The sequence below is a fragment of the Mycobacterium sp. NGS33 genome (assembly GCF_059812885.1).
In genome coordinates this window covers 206,678-222,334 of record NZ_JCALDN010000004.1, presented here as the reverse complement: position 1 = coordinate 222,334, position 15,657 = coordinate 206,678, and the positions used below count along the sequence as shown (strand labels likewise).

The 15,657-nt window shown below is 69.7% G+C and carries 16 protein-coding genes; 9 read left to right on the top strand and 7 right to left on the bottom strand.

Translation table 11 applies throughout. The features are described 5' to 3' along the window. From AC5Y5B_RS11285 to AC5Y5B_RS11275, 3 genes are all read right to left on the bottom strand, one after another. Positions 1-1,041 carry an NAD(P)-dependent alcohol dehydrogenase gene (locus AC5Y5B_RS11285; protein ID WP_500005358.1) on the bottom strand — a complete coding sequence of 347 codons (1,041 nt, stop codon included), beginning with the start codon at positions 1,039-1,041 and terminating at the stop codon, positions 1-3. 117 nt (positions 1,042-1,158) lie between these two features. Next, on the bottom strand, positions 1,159-2,262 hold the full coding sequence (locus tag AC5Y5B_RS11280; RefSeq protein WP_500005357.1) for an iron-siderophore ABC transporter substrate-binding protein: 1,104 nt from the start codon (positions 2,260-2,262) through the stop codon (positions 1,159-1,161). Positions 2,263-2,272: 10 nt separating this feature from the next. Continuing rightward, positions 2,273-2,434: a hypothetical protein gene (locus tag AC5Y5B_RS11275; protein ID WP_289176506.1), complete on the bottom strand. Its 162-nt coding sequence runs from the start codon at positions 2,432-2,434 to the stop codon at positions 2,273-2,275. Between the two features lie 119 nt (positions 2,435-2,553). Here AC5Y5B_RS11275 and ctaD point away from each other — a divergent pair, with 119 nt between their 5' ends. The 8 genes from ctaD to AC5Y5B_RS11235 all read left to right on the top strand — a co-directional run bounded on the left by ctaD (position 2,554) and on the right by AC5Y5B_RS11235 (position 10,959). Beyond that, positions 2,554-4,314 carry an aa3-type cytochrome oxidase subunit I gene (gene ctaD / locus AC5Y5B_RS11270; protein ID WP_500005356.1) on the top strand — a complete coding sequence of 587 codons (1,761 nt, stop codon included), beginning with the start codon at positions 2,554-2,556 and terminating at the stop codon, positions 4,312-4,314. Between the two features lie 13 nt (positions 4,315-4,327). Beyond that, positions 4,328-5,566, top strand: coding sequence for a phosphoserine phosphatase SerB (serB, locus tag AC5Y5B_RS11265; RefSeq protein ID WP_112635241.1), 1,239 nt, complete (start codon positions 4,328-4,330; stop codon positions 5,564-5,566). A 45-nt stretch (positions 5,567-5,611) separates the two neighbouring features. Continuing rightward, positions 5,612-6,454, top strand: coding sequence for an ABC transporter ATP-binding protein (locus AC5Y5B_RS11260; RefSeq protein WP_112635239.1), 843 nt, complete (start codon positions 5,612-5,614; stop codon positions 6,452-6,454). Beyond that, a complete protein-coding gene (locus AC5Y5B_RS11255; RefSeq protein ID WP_112635237.1) occupies positions 6,451-7,269 on the top strand; it encodes an NUDIX hydrolase in 819 nt (272 codons plus the stop codon). Before AC5Y5B_RS11260 ends, AC5Y5B_RS11255 begins: the two co-directional genes overlap by 4 nt. Beyond that, positions 7,266-8,030: an enoyl-CoA hydratase gene (locus tag AC5Y5B_RS11250; RefSeq protein ID WP_112635247.1), complete on the top strand. Its 765-nt coding sequence runs from the start codon at positions 7,266-7,268 to the stop codon at positions 8,028-8,030. Before AC5Y5B_RS11255 ends, AC5Y5B_RS11250 begins: the two co-directional genes overlap by 4 nt. Before the next feature lie 10 nt (positions 8,031-8,040). Continuing rightward, positions 8,041-9,012, top strand: coding sequence for a class I SAM-dependent methyltransferase (locus AC5Y5B_RS11245; protein WP_112635243.1), 972 nt, complete (start codon positions 8,041-8,043; stop codon positions 9,010-9,012). Further along, a complete protein-coding gene (locus AC5Y5B_RS11240) occupies positions 8,970-10,205 on the top strand; it encodes a class I SAM-dependent methyltransferase (RefSeq protein WP_240631871.1) in 1,236 nt (411 codons plus the stop codon). The genes AC5Y5B_RS11245 and AC5Y5B_RS11240 overlap by 43 nt, the downstream gene beginning before the upstream one ends. Before the next feature lie 70 nt (positions 10,206-10,275). Next, a complete protein-coding gene (locus AC5Y5B_RS11235) occupies positions 10,276-10,959 on the top strand; it encodes an esterase (protein ID WP_112635235.1) in 684 nt (227 codons plus the stop codon). Here AC5Y5B_RS11235 and AC5Y5B_RS11230 read toward each other — a convergent pair. Together AC5Y5B_RS11230 and AC5Y5B_RS11225 are read right to left on the bottom strand one after the other, a co-directional pair. After that, a complete protein-coding gene (locus AC5Y5B_RS11230; protein ID WP_112635233.1) occupies positions 10,956-11,345 on the bottom strand; it encodes a DUF6264 family protein in 390 nt (129 codons plus the stop codon). The genes AC5Y5B_RS11235 and AC5Y5B_RS11230 overlap by 4 nt on opposite strands. 18 nt (positions 11,346-11,363) lie before the next feature. Continuing rightward, the gene (locus tag AC5Y5B_RS11225; protein WP_240631870.1) at positions 11,364-12,635 is read right to left on the bottom strand and encodes an outer membrane protein assembly factor BamB family protein; all 1,272 of its coding nucleotides are present in this window, start codon (positions 12,633-12,635) and stop codon (positions 11,364-11,366) included. A 146-nt stretch (positions 12,636-12,781) separates the two neighbouring features. Between AC5Y5B_RS11225 and AC5Y5B_RS11220 the strand changes: the two genes are divergently transcribed. Then, entirely contained in the window at positions 12,782-13,519 is a 738-nt protein-coding gene (locus AC5Y5B_RS11220; RefSeq protein ID WP_064952277.1) for an acyltransferase, read from the top strand. On the opposite strand, the gene AC5Y5B_RS11215 is transcribed toward AC5Y5B_RS11220, so the two are convergent. Both AC5Y5B_RS11215 and AC5Y5B_RS11210 read right to left on the bottom strand, forming a co-directional pair. After that, positions 13,516-14,067, bottom strand: coding sequence for an anti-apoptotic protein (locus tag AC5Y5B_RS11215; protein ID WP_112635229.1), 552 nt, complete (start codon positions 14,065-14,067; stop codon positions 13,516-13,518). The genes AC5Y5B_RS11220 and AC5Y5B_RS11215 overlap by 4 nt on opposite strands. 261 nt (positions 14,068-14,328) lie before the next feature. After that, positions 14,329-15,657: a cryptochrome/photolyase family protein gene (locus AC5Y5B_RS11210; RefSeq protein WP_112635227.1), complete on the bottom strand. Its 1,329-nt coding sequence runs from the start codon at positions 15,655-15,657 to the stop codon at positions 14,329-14,331.

The window sequence follows — 15,657 nt, the reverse complement described above, 5'->3', positions numbered from 1 at the left end:
CTACAGCTTCGAGATGTCGATGACGAAGCGGTAGCGCACGTCGCTGGCCAGGACGCGCTCGTAGGCCTCATTGATGTAGTCGGGCTCGATGAGCTCGATCTCCGGGGTCACGTCGTGCTCGGCGCAGAAGTCCAACATCTCCTGGGTCTCGGCGATGCCGCCGATGTTCGACCCGGACAGGCTGCGGCGCGCCAGCGCCAGCGAGAACGCGCCCACCTCCATGGGGTGCTCGGGGATGCCCAATTCGACGAGCGTGCCGTCGACGTCGAGCAGGCTCAGATAGTCGTCGAGGTTCAGGTTCGCCGAGACGGTGTTCAGGATCAGGTCGAAGCTGTTGCGCAGCTGCTTGAAGGTCTCGCGGTCGGCGGTGGCGTAGTAGTGCTTGGCGCCCAACCGCAGGCCGTCTTCCATCTTCTTGAGCGACTGCGACAGCACCGTCACCTCGGCGCCCATTGCCGCGCCGAGCTTGACGCCCATGTGGCCCAGCCCGCCCAGACCGATGATCGCCAGCCGAGTGTCCTGGCCGGCCTTCCAGTGCCGCAGCGGCGAGAACAGGGTGATGCCCGCGCACAGCAGGGGCGCCGCCTTGTCCAGCGGCAGCGACTCGGGGATGCGCAGGACGAAGTTTTCGTCGACGACGATCGCCTGGCTGTAGCCGCCCTGGGTGATCGTGCCGTCTTTGTCGGTGGCGTTGTACGTGAAGGTCGTGCCCCGGCTGCAGTACTGCTCCAGGCCGGCCTTGCAACTGCGGCACTGTCCGCAGGAGTTCACCATGCAGCCCACCCCGACGTGGTCACCCACCTTGTGCTTGGTGACCTCGGAGCCCACGGCGGTCACGACACCGGCGATCTCGTGGCCGACGACCAGCGGGTAATTGGGTGTTCCCCATTCGCCTTTGGCCGTGTGGATGTCGGAGTGGCAGATCCCGGCGAACTTGATGTCGATCGCCACGTCGTGCGGACCCGGGTCACGCCGCTCGATGGTGGTCTTGGTCAGCGGTGCCGTCGGCGAGGTGGCCGCGTACGCCGAAACTGTGCTCATGAAAGTCCCTCTTCGATTCGATACGTCATCAAGAAGTTTAGCTAAGGTAAAAGTTATTCCGCCAACGGACGCGTCGAACATCACCCTATGACGATGTGTGCGTACAAGCAGGCCGGGTCAGTTGATCGGGGCGTTCACCAAGCGCAGATCGTCGACGATGCCGCGGGCCGCGATCAGGCCCTCGCCGGTTTGCCAGATCTCGTCGTTGACTACATAGACCCGGTTGTCATGATTGGCCGACAGCTTGCGCCAGGGGTTGCTGTCCAGGATCGTCGCGGCCCGGTCGGCCGCGGCCGGGGTGGCGCAGGACAGGTACACCACGTCGGCGTCGGCGATCGAAAGGTCCGGATTCTTCGCCAGGTCCGCGTCGGTGGCGCCGATCTCGATGTAGGGCTTGTCGGTGAACCGTTGCGAGGCGGGCCGGTCGACGCCGACGGCGCCGAGCACGCTGGCCGGGAAGTTGTTGGCGCCGTACACCCGGATGGCGCCGGTGGTCAGCTGCACGATCGACGCCTGATAGTGCGAGGCGTCGTGCCGGGCGCCGACCTCGGTCGCCCGCTGCGAGAAGCCGCTGATCAGCGCGTCGACCGCGGCGCCGCGGCCGGTGGCGGCGCCGACGGTTCGCAGGTTGTCCTGCCAGGCCGCGCCCGGTGCCGCGGTGAACACCGTCGGGGCGATCGGGACCAGCTGCGGATACAGCGTGGGCGTCGCCGCCTGCGATCCCAGGATCAGATCGGGGTGGGCGGCCGCGATCGCGTTCACGTCGGGGTGGGAGCGGGTGCCGACACCGGGCACACCATGCACCGCGCTGCCCAGATAGGCGGGCTGGCTCGACGAGCCGTCCGGCAGCGCGGCGCCGACCACCCGCGATTGCAGGCCCAGCGCGCACAACGCGTCGAGCTGGTCGCCGGAGAGCACCACGATGCGCTGGGGATCGGCGGGCACCTGCACGACGTCGGGGGCGACGCCGGCCGCGTTGTGAACCTGCCGCTTCGCCGAGCCCGGGTCGGCCTCGGCGGCGTCCCGGACGCAGGACTCGTCGGGGCGGCGGTCGTTTCCGAGCACACCGGCGCCGGCGATCTGGGTGGTGGGCGTGACGAGCGAACGGGTCGTCTGGCCGGCGGGCCGGTCGGATCCGCAGCCGCTGCAGGCCAGGATGACCGCAGCCGTCGTCGCCGTCGCCGCGGTCAGCCGGGCGGGTCTGCGCACGCCGAACAACACGCGTCAGACGCTAACATCCGGCCAGCGTGGCGACCGCGAGCGCGGCGGAGCCCGGGGAAGCGGGTCGCCACCATCCGGCCAGCGTGGCGACCGCGAGCGCGGCGGAGCCCGGGGAAGCGGGTCGCCACCATCCGGCCAGCGTGGCGACACCGCGCCGACGGACGCGCCGCACCCGTGATCCATTTACGACAGTTTGTAGGACCAGCCCTGACGTCGTCATGATCGACGGCTAAGATTCGTCTCAATACCGATTTTTGGGCCAGTGTCCGATCTGGATGTTTGGAGAAGCTGTTGACAGCCGAAGCGCCCCCCTTGGGAGAACTCGAGGCCGTTCGTCCGTACCCGGACCGCATGGGCCCCAAGGGGAACCTCGTCTACAAACTGATCACCACGACCGATCACAAGTTGATCGGCATCATGTACACGGTCACCTGCTTCGCCTTCTTCTTCATCGGCGGGCTGATGGCGTTGCTGATGCGCACCGAGCTGGCCGCTCCCGGGCTGCAGTTCCTGTCGAACGAGCAGTTCAACCAGCTGTTCACCATGCACGGCACGATCATGCTGCTGCTCTATGCGACCCCGGTGGTGTTCGGGTTCGCCAACTTGGTGCTGCCGCTGCAGATCGGCGCGCCCGACGTGGCCTTCCCGCGGCTGAACGCCTTCTCGTACTGGCTGTTCCTGTTCGGTGGCCTGATCGCGGCGTCCGGCTTCATCGTCCCGGGCGGTGCCGCCGACTTCGGCTGGACCGCCTACACGCCGCTGTCCGACGCCGTGCACTCGCCCGGCGCCGGGGGTGACCTGTGGATCACCGGCCTGATCGTCGCCGGTCTGGGCACCATCCTGGGTGCGGTCAACATGATCACCACCGTCGTGTGCATGCGCGCGCCCGGCATGACGATGTTCCGGATGCCGATCTTCACCTGGAACATCCTGGTGACCTCGATCCTGATCCTGATCGCGTTCCCGATCCTGACCGCGGCGCTGTTCGGGCTGGCCGCCGACCGACATCTGGGCGCCCATGTCTATGACGCCGCCAACGGCGGAGTCTTGTTGTGGCAACACCTGTTCTGGTTCTTCGGCCATCCCGAGGTGTACATCATCGCGTTGCCGTTCTTCGGCATCGTCACCGAGATCATCCCGGTGTTCTCGCGCAAGCCGGTCTTCGGTTACACCACCCTGGTGTACGCGACCCTGTCGATCGCCGCCCTGTCGGTCGCGGTGTGGGCGCACCACATGTTCGCCACCGGAGCCGTTCTGCTGCCGTTCTTTTCGTTCATGACCTATCTGATCGCCGTGCCGACGGGCATCAAGTTCTTCAACTGGATCGGCACGATGTGGAAGGGGCAGATCACCTTTGAGACGCCGATGCTGTTCTCGGTCGGCTTCCTCATCACCTTCCTGCTGGGTGGCCTGACCGGCGTGATGCTGGCCAGCCCGCCGCTGGACTTCCACGTCACCGACAGCTACTTCGTGGTCGCGCACTTCCACTACGTGCTGTTCGGCACCATCGTGTTCGCCACGTACGCGGGCATCTACTTCTGGTTCCCGAAGATGACCGGCCGGCTGCTCGACGAGCGGCTGGGCAAGCTGCACTTCTGGCTGACGTTCATCGGGTTCCACACCACGTTCCTGGTGCAGCACTGGCTGGGCGACCTGGGGATGCCGCGGCGCTACGCGGACTACCTGCCCAGCGACGGCTTCCAGCCCTACAACGTCGCCTCGACCGTCGGCGCCTTCATCCTGGGCGCGTCGATGTTCCCGTTCGTCTGGAACGTCTTCAAGAGCTGGCGGTACGGCGAGGTCGTCACGGTCGACGACCCGTGGGGCTACGGCAACTCCCTGGAGTGGGCGACCAGCTGCCCGCCGCCGCGGCACAACTTCACCGAGCTGCCCCGGATCCGTTCGGAGCGCCCGGCATTCGAGTTGCACTACCCGCACATGGTGGAGCGGCTGCGCGCCGAGGCGCATGTGGGCCGCCACGCCACGGCCCTCGAATCGCCGAAGGGCTTCGGTCCGCGCACCGAACCCGATCGCTCGACGCCTCAGCAGTAGGGCGGCTATCGGGGTGAGCTCACCACCCAAGGTGTCGGTGCTGATCACCGTCACCGGCGTGGACCAACCGGGCGTGACGGCCACCCTGTTCGAGGCGCTGTCGCGGCACGGGGTCGAGCTGCTGAACGTCGAACAGGTGGTGATCCGGCACCGCCTGACGCTGGGCGTGCTGGTGTGCTGTCCGACCGAGGTCGCCGACGGTGCGCAGCTGCGCCAGGACGTCGAATCGGCCATCCGCAAGGTGGGTCTCGACGTCACCATCGAACGCAGCGACGACGTGCCGATCATGCGAGAGCCTTCGACCCACACCATCTACGTGCTCGGCCGGCCGATCACCGCCAGTGCGTTCGGGGCGGTGGCCCGCGAGGTGGCCGGGCTCGGCGTCAACATCGACCTGATCCGCGGTGTCTCCGACTATCCGGTGATCGGCCTGGAGCTGCGGGTCTCGGTGCCGCCCGGCGCGGACGGGGCGCTGCGGACCGTCCTGAACCGGGTGTCCAGCGAGGAACAGGTCGACGTGGCGGTCGAGGACTACAGCCTGGAACGACGGGCCAAGCGGCTCATCGTGTTCGACGTCGACTCGACGCTGGTGCAGGGCGAGGTGATCGAGATGCTGGCGGCCCGCGCGGGCGCCGAGGGCAAGGTCGCCGCGATCACCGACGCCGCGATGCGCGGCGAACTGGACTTCGCGCAGTCGCTCGAGCAGCGGGTGGCGACGCTGGCGGGCCTGCCCGCCAGCGTGATCGACGAGGTCGCCTACCAGCTGGAACTGATGCCCGGGGCCCGCACCACGCTGCGGACCCTGCGCCGCCTGGGTTACGCCTGCGGCGTCGTGTCCGGCGGGTTTCGCCGGATCATCGAGCCGCTGGCCGAGGAACTCATGCTGGACTACGTCGCGGCCAACGAGCTCGAGATCGTCGACGGCACACTCACCGGGCGGGTGATCGGCCCGATCGTCGACCGGGCCGGAAAGGCCACGGCGCTAAGGGACTTCGCGAGCCAGGTCGGGGTGCCGATGGCGCAGACCGTCGCCGTGGGCGACGGCGCCAACGACATCGACATGCTGGCCGCCGCGGGGATGGGGATCGCGTTCAACGCCAAGCCCGCGCTGCGCGAGGTCGCGGACGCGTCGCTGAGCCATCCCTATCTGGACACCGTGCTGTTCCTGCTCGGCGTGACCCGCGGCGAAATCGAGGCCGCCGACGCCATCGACGGCGAGGTTCGCCGGGTCGAGATCCCGCCCGAGTCGTAGCGACCCGGCAGGTATTCGGGCGTCGCGGTACGGCACGATGGTCGGGTGCCCGAAAACGGAAGCGAGTCAGCCGACCCCGATCTGCTGCTCGATTTCAGGCAGGTGTCGCTGAAGCGCGGCGGCAACGTGTTAGTGGGGCCGCTGGATTGGACGGTCGAACTCGACGAACGCTGGGTGATCGTCGGGCCCAACGGGGCCGGCAAGACCTCGCTGCTGCGGATCGCCGCGGCGGCCGAACATCCCTCGTCCGGCGTCGCTTTCGTGCTCGGCGAGCGGCTGGGCCGGGTCGACGTGACCGAGCTGCGATCCCGGATCGGGCTGAGCTCCTCGGCCCTGGCGCAGCGGATCCCCACCGACGAGGTGGTGCGCGATCTCGTCGTCTCGGCCGGTTACGCGGTGCTGGGCAGGTGGCGCGAGCGCTACGAGGACGTCGACTATCGGCGGGCCATCGACATGCTGGAGAGCCTGGGGGCCGAGCACCTGGCGGACCGCACCTACGGAACCCTGTCGGAGGGTGAGCGCAAGCGGGTGCTGATCGCCCGCGCGCTGATGACCGATCCCGAGCTGCTGCTGCTCGACGAGCCCGCCGCCGGTCTGGACCTGGGCGGGCGCGAGGAGCTGGTCGCCCGGCTGGCCGACCTCGCCGCCGACCCCGACGCCCCCGCGCTGGTGCTGGTCACCCATCATGTGGAGGAGATCCCGCCCGGGTTCAGTCACTGCATGCTGCTCTCGGAAGCCGAGGTGGTCGCCGCGGGCCTGCTGACCGACGTGCTGACCGCCGAGAACCTGTCCACCGCGTTCGGCCAGGCGATCGCCCTCGACGTCGTCGACGGGCGCTATTTCGCCCGGCGAGTCCGCACCCGCGCTGCCCACCGGAGGCCGATATGACGTCACCCGACGAAGCCCCGCTGGTCGCACGGCCGGCGGCGACCGTGATGCTGGTGCGCGACGACCCGGGCGGCATCGCGGTGTTCCTCATGCGCAGGCACGCCAAGATGGAATTCGCCGCCGGGACCATGGTGTTCCCCGGCGGCGGCGTCGACGAACGCGACCGCAACGCCGACATCGCGTGGGCCGGGCCGCCGCCGCAGTGGTGGGCGCAGCGCTTCGGCATCGAACCCGACCTGGCCGAGGCGCTGGTCTGCGCCGCGGCCCGCGAGACGTTCGAGGAGTCGGGGGTGCTGTTCGCCGGGCCGGCGGGCGCACCGGACAGCATCGTCGAGGACGCCTCGGTCTACGGCGACGCCCGCCGCGCGCTGGCCGACGGCACGTTGTCCTTCGCGGACTTCCTGCGCCGCGAGAAGCTGGAGCTGCGCTCGGATCTGTTGCGGCCGTGGGCCAACTGGGTCACACCGGAGGCCGAGCGCACCCGGCGCTACGACACCTATTTCTTCGTGGGTGCGCTGCCGCGCGGGCAGCGCGCCGACGGGGAGAACACCGAGTCCGACCGGGCGGGCTGGACCACGCCGGAGGCCGCGATCGACGACTTCTCGGCCGGCCGCAGCTTCTTGCTGCCCCCGACCTGGACGCAGCTGGACTCGCTGGCGGGCCGGACCGTGGCCGACGTGCTGGCCGTCGAGCGCCAGATCGTGCCGGTGCAGCCGCATCTGGAAATCCAGGGCGACAACTGGGTGTTCGAGTTCTTCGACTCCGACCGCTACCACCAGGCGCGGGAAGCGGGCGGCATGGGATGGCGGCATTGAGCGAGTTCATCAGCGTCGTGGTCAGCGACGGGTCGCAGGACGCCGGGCTGGCCATGTTGCTGCTGTCGCGCCCCCCGACGAACGCGATGACCCGCCAGGTCTACCGGGAGGTCATCGCGGCGGCCGAGGAACTGGGCCGGCGCGACGACGTCGCCGTGGTGATCCTGTTCGGCGGCCACGAGATCTTCTCCGCCGGCGACGACATGCCCGAGCTGCGGACGCTGCGGGGAGCCGAGGCCGAGAGCGTGGCGCGGGTCCGGCAGGAGGCCATCGACGCCGTCGCGGCGATCCCGAAGCCGACGGTCGCCGCGATCACCGGATACGCGTTGGGCGCCGGCCTCACGCTGGCGCTGGCCGCCGACTGGCGGATCAGCGGGGACAACGTGAAGTTCGGTGCGACGGAAATCCTGGCCGGACTGATGCCCGGCGGCGACGCGATGGCTCGCCTGACCCGGGCAGCCGGCGCGAGCAAAGCCAAGGAGCTGGTGTTCAGCGGCCGCTTCTTCGACGCCGAAGAGGCCCTGGCGCTGGGCCTCATCGACGAGATGGTGGCCCCCGACGACGTGTACGACGCCGCCGCCGGGTGGGCGCGCCGCTTTCTCGCCGGGCCGCGGCACGCGCTGGCCGCCGCCAAGGCCGGGATCAACGACGTCTTCGACCTGGCGCCGCCCGAACGGCTCGCCGCCGAGCGCCGCCGCTACGTCGAGGTGTTCTCCGCTGGTCAGGGCGGTGCCGATCGGGCGGATCCCGGCGGCCGTTAGGCTGCCCTGCATGACCAGTTCGACCGACGCCGTTCCGACGCCCCACGCCACCGCCGAGCAGGTGGAAGCCGCCCGGCACGACAGCAAGCTGGCCCAGGTGCTCTACCACGACTGGGAAGCCGAGACCTACGACGACAAGTGGTCGATCTCCTATGACCAGCGCTGCATCGACTACGCGCGGGGCCGCTTCGACGCCATCGTGCCCGACGAGGTGCTGCGCGAACTGCCCTACGACCGCGCTCTCGAATTAGGCTGTGGCACGGGGTTTTTCCTGCTCAACCTGATCCAGTCCGGGGTGGCCCGGCGTGGATCGGTGACCGACCTGTCGCCGGGCATGGTCAAGGTCGCCACCCGCAACGGGCAGTCGTTGGGCCTCGACATCGACGGCCGGGTCGCCGACGCCGAGGGAATCCCGTACGAGGACAACACCTTCGACCTGGTCGTCGGGCACGCCGTGCTGCACCACATCCCCGACGTGGAGCTGTCGCTGCGCGAGGTGATCCGGGTACTGCGCCCGGGCGGCCGGTTCGTCTTCGCCGGCGAGCCGACCAGCGCCGGCGACGTCTACGCCCGCGAACTGTCCACCCTGACCTGGCGCATCGCCACCAACGTCACCAAGCTGCCCGGCCTGGGCGGCTGGCGGCGCCCCCAGGCCGAGCTCGACGAATCCTCCCGTGCCGCGGCGCTGGAGGCCATCGTCGACCTGCACACCTTCACCCCGGGCGACCTGGAGCGGATGGCCGCCAACGCCGGCGCCGCCCAGGTGCGGACCGTCAGCGAGGAGTTCACCGCCGCGATGTTCGGCTGGCCGGTGCGCACCTTCGAGGCGTCGGTGCCGCCCGGGCGCCTGGGCTGGGGCTGGGCGAAGTTCGCGTTCAACGGCTGGAAGACGCTGAGCTGGGTGGACGCCAACGTGTGGCGCCGCGTGGTCCCGAAGGGCTGGTTCTACAACGTGATGGTGACCGGGGTCAAACCCTCCTGAGCGGTGGACTGCGGTTCAGCCCGGACGACGTCGGCTACCTGCGGTCCCACGCGGGTGCCGCGGCGCTGGCGCAGGTCGCCGAGCTCGAGCTGACCGACGCCACCCGGGTCGGCGACGTCGCCGCGGCGCGCGCCCGATTCGGCGACCGGGCCGCGGTGCTGGTGGAGACGGTCCTGTTGCGCCGCCGCGCCCTGGACAAGCTCGGCGGGCTGGCGGGCCCGGAGTGGCTGTTCACCGACGAGGCGCTGCAGCAGGCCACCGCGGCGCCGGTGGCGTTGCACCGGGCCAGGCGACTGGCCGGCGCCGCGCCCGACGGCGTCGTGCACGACGCGACCTGTTCGATCGGCACCGAGCTCGCCGCGCTGCACGGCTGCGGGATCGTCGCGGTGGGCAGCGACATCGATCCGGTGCGGCTGTCGATGGCGCGCCGCAACGTCGGGGAGTCGGCCTGGATCTGCCGCGCAGACGCGCTGCGACCGGTCACCCGCGACGCCGTGCTCGTCGCCGATCCGGCCCGGCGCGTCGAGGGTCGGCGGCGGTTGCGCATCGACGACTACCAGCCCGGCCTGGGCCCGCTGCTCGACACCTACCGCCACCGGCAGTTCGTCATAAAGTGTGCTCCCGGAATCGATTTCGACGAGGTGCGGCGCCTGGGCTTCGACGGCGAGATCGAGGTGACGTCGTATCGGGGTTCGGTCCGGGAAGCATGCCTGTGGTCGGCCGGGCTGGCGCCGCCCGGCGTGGGCCGGCGGGCCAACATGCTGGACCGCGGCGAGCAGCTCACCGACGCCGATCCCGGCGACTGCCCAGTGCGGCCGGCCGGTCGCTGGATCGTCGACCCGGACGGCGCCGTGGTGCGGGCCGGGCTGGTCCGCCACTACGCCGCGCGCCACGAGCTGTGGCAGCTCGACCCCGACATCGCCTACCTCTCCGGCGACCGGCTACCGGACGCCGACCGCGGGTTCGAGGTGCTCGACCAGCTGGTCTTCGACGAGCGCCGCCTGCGCCAGGCGCTCTCGGCGCGGGACTGCGGTTCGCTCGAGGTGCTGGTGCGCGGGGTGCGCGTCGACCCGGACGCGCTGCGCAAACGGATGCGGTTGCGCGGGAGCCGCGCGCTCTCGGTGGTCATCGCCCGCATCGGCGCGCGGAGCGCCAGCCGGGCGATGGCGTTCGTTTGCCGGCCCTCCCGCTAGCGCCGGGTACGCTGGCGGCGTCACTTCTCCGGGTCACCGGCCCCGGCCACTCTGCGAGGACGATTCCACGATGCGTTTTCTGATAGCCGCTGCGCTGCTGGCGTCGGCGGTCTTCCTGGGCTGGCCGGCCGCGGCCGAGCCGCCGTCGTGTGCCAGTTTGGGCGGCAGCGTCGACGCCGGCCAGCTGTGCCATCTGCACGCCACCGGCCCCAACTACACGCTCAACATGACCTTTCCCGCCGACTACCCGGACGAACAGGCACTGACCGACTACATCACCCAGAACCGGGACGGCTTCGTCGCCGTCGCGCAGAGTTCCGGTGGGCGCGACCAGCCGTACCAACTGGAGGCCACCACCGAACAGCACAGCGCCGGGCAGCCGCCGCACAACACCCGCAGCGTCGTGCTCAAGTTCTTCCAGGACGTCGGGGGATCGCACTCGTCGATCTGGTACAAGGCGTTCAACTACAACCTCGCGACCAAACAGCCCCTGACCTTCGACAACCTGTTCCCTGCGGGCGCCACGCCGCTGGACGCCATCTTCCCGATCGTGCAGCGCGACCTGGAACGCCAAACCCCTTTGGGCGCCGCCATTTTGCCGTCGACCGGGCATGATCCGACGCACTATCAGAACTTCGCCATCACCGACGATCAGCTGATCTTCTACTTCGCGCCGGGCGAGATGCTGCCGGCGTTCGGCGGCGCGCTGCAGGCCCAGGTGCCGCGCAACGCCATCCCGCCGCTGGCGGTCTAGACCGGGCCGGCCTGCAGCTCCATGGCCACGGCGCCCAGCGCCAGCGCCACCTGCGCCGCGCAACCGATGAGCGGGACGAAGAACGCCCGCCGCCGCCGCACCAGGAAGTACACGGCGACGACGATGTCGACGACCAGGAGGGCGGCGCCGCCCCAGGTGCCCAGGTTCATGGCCCGGTCGATCCAGGCGGGATTGCCGCATTGCCGGGAGCCGCAGGCGTCGGTGGTCATCACCAGCAGGCCCAACAGCGCGAAGCTGGCCGCGTAGAGACCGCCGTGGATGACCAGCAGGACGGACGTCGCCACGATGTCGGCGGTGCTGGCGCGCGGGCTTGCGGTGGTCTTGGTGGTCACGGCGCCGTGCGCCGCGGGATCGTCGATCGGCACTACAGCAGTATGTCCCGGTCAGGCCGGCGCAAAACCGTAAACCTGGCCGTCGCTGGTGGCGGCCACCACCCGGCGATCGGCGCCGACCGACACTCCGACCGGATATCCGGTCGCCGCGGGCAGCGCGGAGCTGTTCAGGGTGCGCCCGCTGCCCGGATCGAACACCAGCAGCGACATGCCGGGGGCGCCGTTCGCCGGTGGACCGCTGACCACCGTGTAACCGACGCCGGTGCCGGCCAGGCTCGACGCCGACAGGGGGAACACGTCGTCGCGGCGCCACACCTGATCGGCGTGGTCACCGGCGTCCTTGAACGCCGCCAGCCGGGTGTCGGGCCCGCCGCCCGACACGATCAGCCCCTGCGGGGTGACCGCGGGCGGCGTCTGCGCCAGGAAGCCCAGCGGCGCCGACCATTTCACTTTCCCGTCGGCGGCGCGCAGCGCCCACAGTCGCTGGTCGCGGCCGTTGACGTAGACGGTCGATCCGTCGGCCGACAGCACCGGGCTGGCGATGACGCCGGCGCCGACGGCGTCGCTGGTCCATTCGCGGGTGAGCAGCGGCGACTGCCCCGGGTGGTACTTCAGCCCCACCAGACCAGCGGCGGCAGCGCCGGGCTGCCAGACCCCGAGCACGACGATGCCGTTGGCCGGCGAGAAGGCGGGCGCGGCCGCGACCGGGCAGCCCTGGCGGGCCGGGGCGCAATCGGCCAGCCCTCGGGCGGCGTCGGTGGGGTCGACGCCGTCGACCAGGTCGAGCGGGCTCCCGCTCACCTGGCCGCGATGGGAGTCGAAGACCAGCACCTGCCCCAGGTGGGTCGCGACGAGCAGCTCGCCGTGTCCGAGGAACCGCGGCGTGGTGGGCATGCCGATCACCGGCTGGCGCCACCGCGTCCACTGGGTCACCGGGAAGGACAGCATCGCCCCGGGCTGGCCGACGTAGACGTTGTCGAAACCGTCGAGCAGTGGGCCGCCGAAACCGCCACTCTGGGCCAGCCGCACGCACCAGCGCTGCCGCCCGTTGTCGTTGTTCTCCCACTCCATCAGCGAGCACCCCGCCGAGGTCTGGGCGTTGAGGACCAGATAGCCGCGCGCGCTGAGCGCCGGCCCGGCGGCCAACGTTCCTTTGACCGACCGGGTCCATTGCAGCGACAGCTTGGTGGCGCCGCCGACGGTCGTGTAGCTGCTGTTCGCCGCGTCGGCGTACTGGGCCGGCCAGCCCTGCGCGGCCGCCGCGTCCACCCAGGTGTCGGTGTTGCCGCACGCGCCGAGCGGCACCGCGAGCGCGGCGGCCAGCGCAGCGGATGAACAACGCCGGAGCCCACTGACGAGTCGTCGGGCAAACACGTCGGTTTCCAAGTCCTTCCGCAGGGCGTTCGGCGGGTGCGGCGATCGAGTACACGTGAGGGTAGCGCTTGGCCTCTCGACTAGGCTTTCCGGCCATGACATCCATGTGGGGTGCCCCGGTCCATCGTCGCTGGCGTGGATCAAACCTGCGCGACCCGCGCCAGGCCAAGTTCCTCACGCTCGCCTCGCTCAAATGGGTGCTGCGCAACCGCGCGTACACCCCGTGGTACCTGGTGCGCTATTGGCGGTTGCTGAAGTTCAAGCTGGCCAACCCGCACATCATCACCCGCGGCATGGTGTTTTTGGGCAAGGGCGTGGAGATCCACGCGACGCCCGAACTCGCGCAGCTCGAGATCGGCCGCTGGGTGCACATCGGCGACAAGAACACGATCCGCGCGCACGAGGGCTCGCTGCGGTTCGGCGACAAGGTGGTGCTGGGCCGCGACAACGTCATCAACGCCTACCTCGACATCGAACTCGGCGACTCGGTGCTGATGGCCGACTGGTGCTACGTCTGCGATTTCGACCACCGCATGGACAACATCGACCTGCCGATCAAGGACCAGGGCATCGTCAAGTCCCCGGTCCGGATCGGTCCGGACACCTGGGTGGGCGTCAAGGTCTCGGTGCTGCGCGGCACGTCCGTCGGGCGTGGTTGCGTGCTGGGGTCGCACGCGGTGGTCCGCGGGGTGATTCCGGACTACTCGATCGCGGTCGGCGCGCCGGCCAAGGTGGTCAAGAACCGCCAGCTCGCCTGGGAGAGCTCGGCCGCGCAGCGCGCCGAACTGGCGGCCGCGCTGGCAGACATCGAGCGCAAGAAGGCGGCCCGCTAGCCGGCGGCCTGCGGCTGCTCGTCGACCTTGAAGTGGAAGTTGACGTCGCCGGCGTCGACGTTGGTCACGGTCACCAGCACGCCGTATTTGTCGGCGCCGTCGGTGAGCTGACACCGCAACGTCGCTCCCACAACGCCTTTCAAGTTGTCGGGGCAGGTCACCGCGTCCGGCTTGCGGCCGACCTGCTGGCCCACCTGGGTGCTGATCGCGCTGGCGACCTGGTTCTTGTCGACGGTCTCCACCATGTCGAACTTGACGTCGCTGCCGTTGACGTTGGTCACCGTGACGTTGACGTTGAAGGGCCGGTCCTTGACCTTCATGTCGCAGTTGATCTGCGCGCCGACCTTCGCGGGCAGATCGGTGGGGCAGTTCACCGACTCGGGTTTGTTGCCCGCCGCGTCGGTCATTTTGGCGGTGATCTGGCCGGCGACATCGCTCTTGCTCACCGAGTGCGACGTGCCGATGGAGCACGAGCAGGCGCCGATGCCCGCGGTGAGCCCCGCCGCCGCCCCCGAGATCAGCAGCGTCCGGATGATGAAGTTGGTCATCTCGCCTTTCGACTGGCTTGCCAACGATGAATTGGCTGATCGTGACATGCCCAGCGGTTTCGGGAGGACGTTTCAGCAAACGTGGGCCGGCGGGTGCGGCCGTTGCTGCCATTGCGGGTCACCACGGCCACTCGTGTCACAGCGGTAACGTCTTCGCACCATAAACCGCTTTTCGAATCCGCTAGCGCCGGTGCTAGCGGATGGCAGACGACGCACATCAGTTCGCGGAGTCGGCGGCAGCGGCGCGACGGCGAAGCGCGCTCAGATGCTCTGGTAGCGCCGCAACGCCTCGGCGCGCTCCGCGGCGTGGTCGACGATCGGCTCGGGATAGCCGTCGGGACGCTGGCCCTTGCGCAGGTGCACGTCGTCGGCCGAGCGCAGCTCGGGCACCCAGCGCCGGATGTAATCGCCCGACGGGTCGAATTTCTCGCCCTGGGTGACCGGGTTGAACACCCGGAAGTAGGGCGCGGCGTCGGTGCCGCAGCCCGCGCACCACTGCCAGCCGTGCTGGTTGTTCGCCATGTCGCCGTCGACCAGCTGATCCAGGAACCATTCGGCCCCCCATTGCCACGGCAGGTGCAGGTCCTTGACCAGAAACGAGGCCACGGCCATCCGCACCCGGTTGTGCATGAAGCCGGTGTCACGCAGCTGACGCATGCCCGCATCCACGAACGGAAAACCCGTCTCGCCGGCCTTCCACGCCTCGAAGCGGCGGGTGGCCTGCGCACCGGTGTCGGTCTGGATGCCGTCGAAATCGCTGTTCCAGTTCCGCCAGGCGCTGGCCGGCCGGTGGTGCAGCACGTCGGCGTAGAAGTCCCGGAAAGCCAACTCGCGCAAGAAGGCCTGCGCCCCGCCGCTTCGCGCGTCCAGGTCGGCGACCAGGGTGCGCGGATGAATGGCGCCGAACTTCAGATGCGCCGACATGCGGCTGGTCCCGGTCAGGTCGGGCCGGTTGCGGTCCTCGGCGTAGCTCCGTAAGCCGTTGTCCACGAACGACTTCCACTGTTTGCGTGCCGCCGCCTCACCGGCGGCCACCTCGAGGGCGGCACCGGGATCGGGGATGTCGCACTGCGTGATCGGCAGGCCCGCCGGATCCAGCCACCGTGCGGACTCGGCGGTCGACTTCGCCGGTTCGCGCCAGCCCGTCGTGCGCCACTGGCGCAGAAACGGGGTGAACACCTTGTAGGGCGAGCCGTCCGGTTTGGCGACGCGACCGGGCGAGACGAGATACGGCGACCCCGTCGCCACCAGCGGCACCGGACCCAGCGCCGCGCGCACCCGCTCGTCACGGCGCTTGCCGAACGGCGCGAAGTCTTCGGAGATGTGCACCGACGACGCCCCGACTTCTTTGACGATGCGGGGAATCTGGGCGTGGGGTTGCCCGCGCGTGACCAGCAGCCGGCCGTCGAGGTCGTCGCGCAGCCGCCGCAGTGCGTCGCCCAGGTACTGCAGTCGCCGTTGTCCCGAGGACTTTTCCAGGCGCGGATCCAGCACGAAGCAGGCGAGCACGTCGTCGTTGTCGGCCGCGGCGAGCAGCGCCGGATGATCGCGCAACCGCAGATCGCGGCGAAACCACAACAGCGCCGGCAT

Bases quoted from the DNA above. Each gene is read 5' to 3' on its own strand.
- AC5Y5B_RS11285 (WP_500005358.1), bottom strand. From the start codon at position 1,041: ATGAGCACAGTTTCGGCGTACGCGGCCACCTCGCCGACGGCACCGCTG.
- AC5Y5B_RS11255 (WP_112635237.1), top strand. From the start codon at position 6,451: ATGACGTCACCCGACGAAGCCCCGCTGGTCGCACGGCCGGCGGCGACC.
- AC5Y5B_RS11245 (WP_112635243.1), top strand. From the start codon at position 8,041: ATGACCAGTTCGACCGACGCCGTTCCGACGCCCCACGCCACCGCCGAG.
- AC5Y5B_RS11235 (WP_112635235.1), top strand. From the start codon at position 10,276: ATGCGTTTTCTGATAGCCGCTGCGCTGCTGGCGTCGGCGGTCTTCCTG.
- AC5Y5B_RS11220 (WP_064952277.1), top strand. From the start codon at position 12,782: ATGACATCCATGTGGGGTGCCCCGGTCCATCGTCGCTGGCGTGGATCA.
- AC5Y5B_RS11215 (WP_112635229.1), bottom strand. From the start codon at position 14,067: ATGACCAACTTCATCATCCGGACGCTGCTGATCTCGGGGGCGGCGGCG.
- AC5Y5B_RS11210 (WP_112635227.1), bottom strand. From the start codon at position 15,657: ATGCCGGCGCTGTTGTGGTTTCGCCGCGATCTGCGGTTGCGCGATCAT.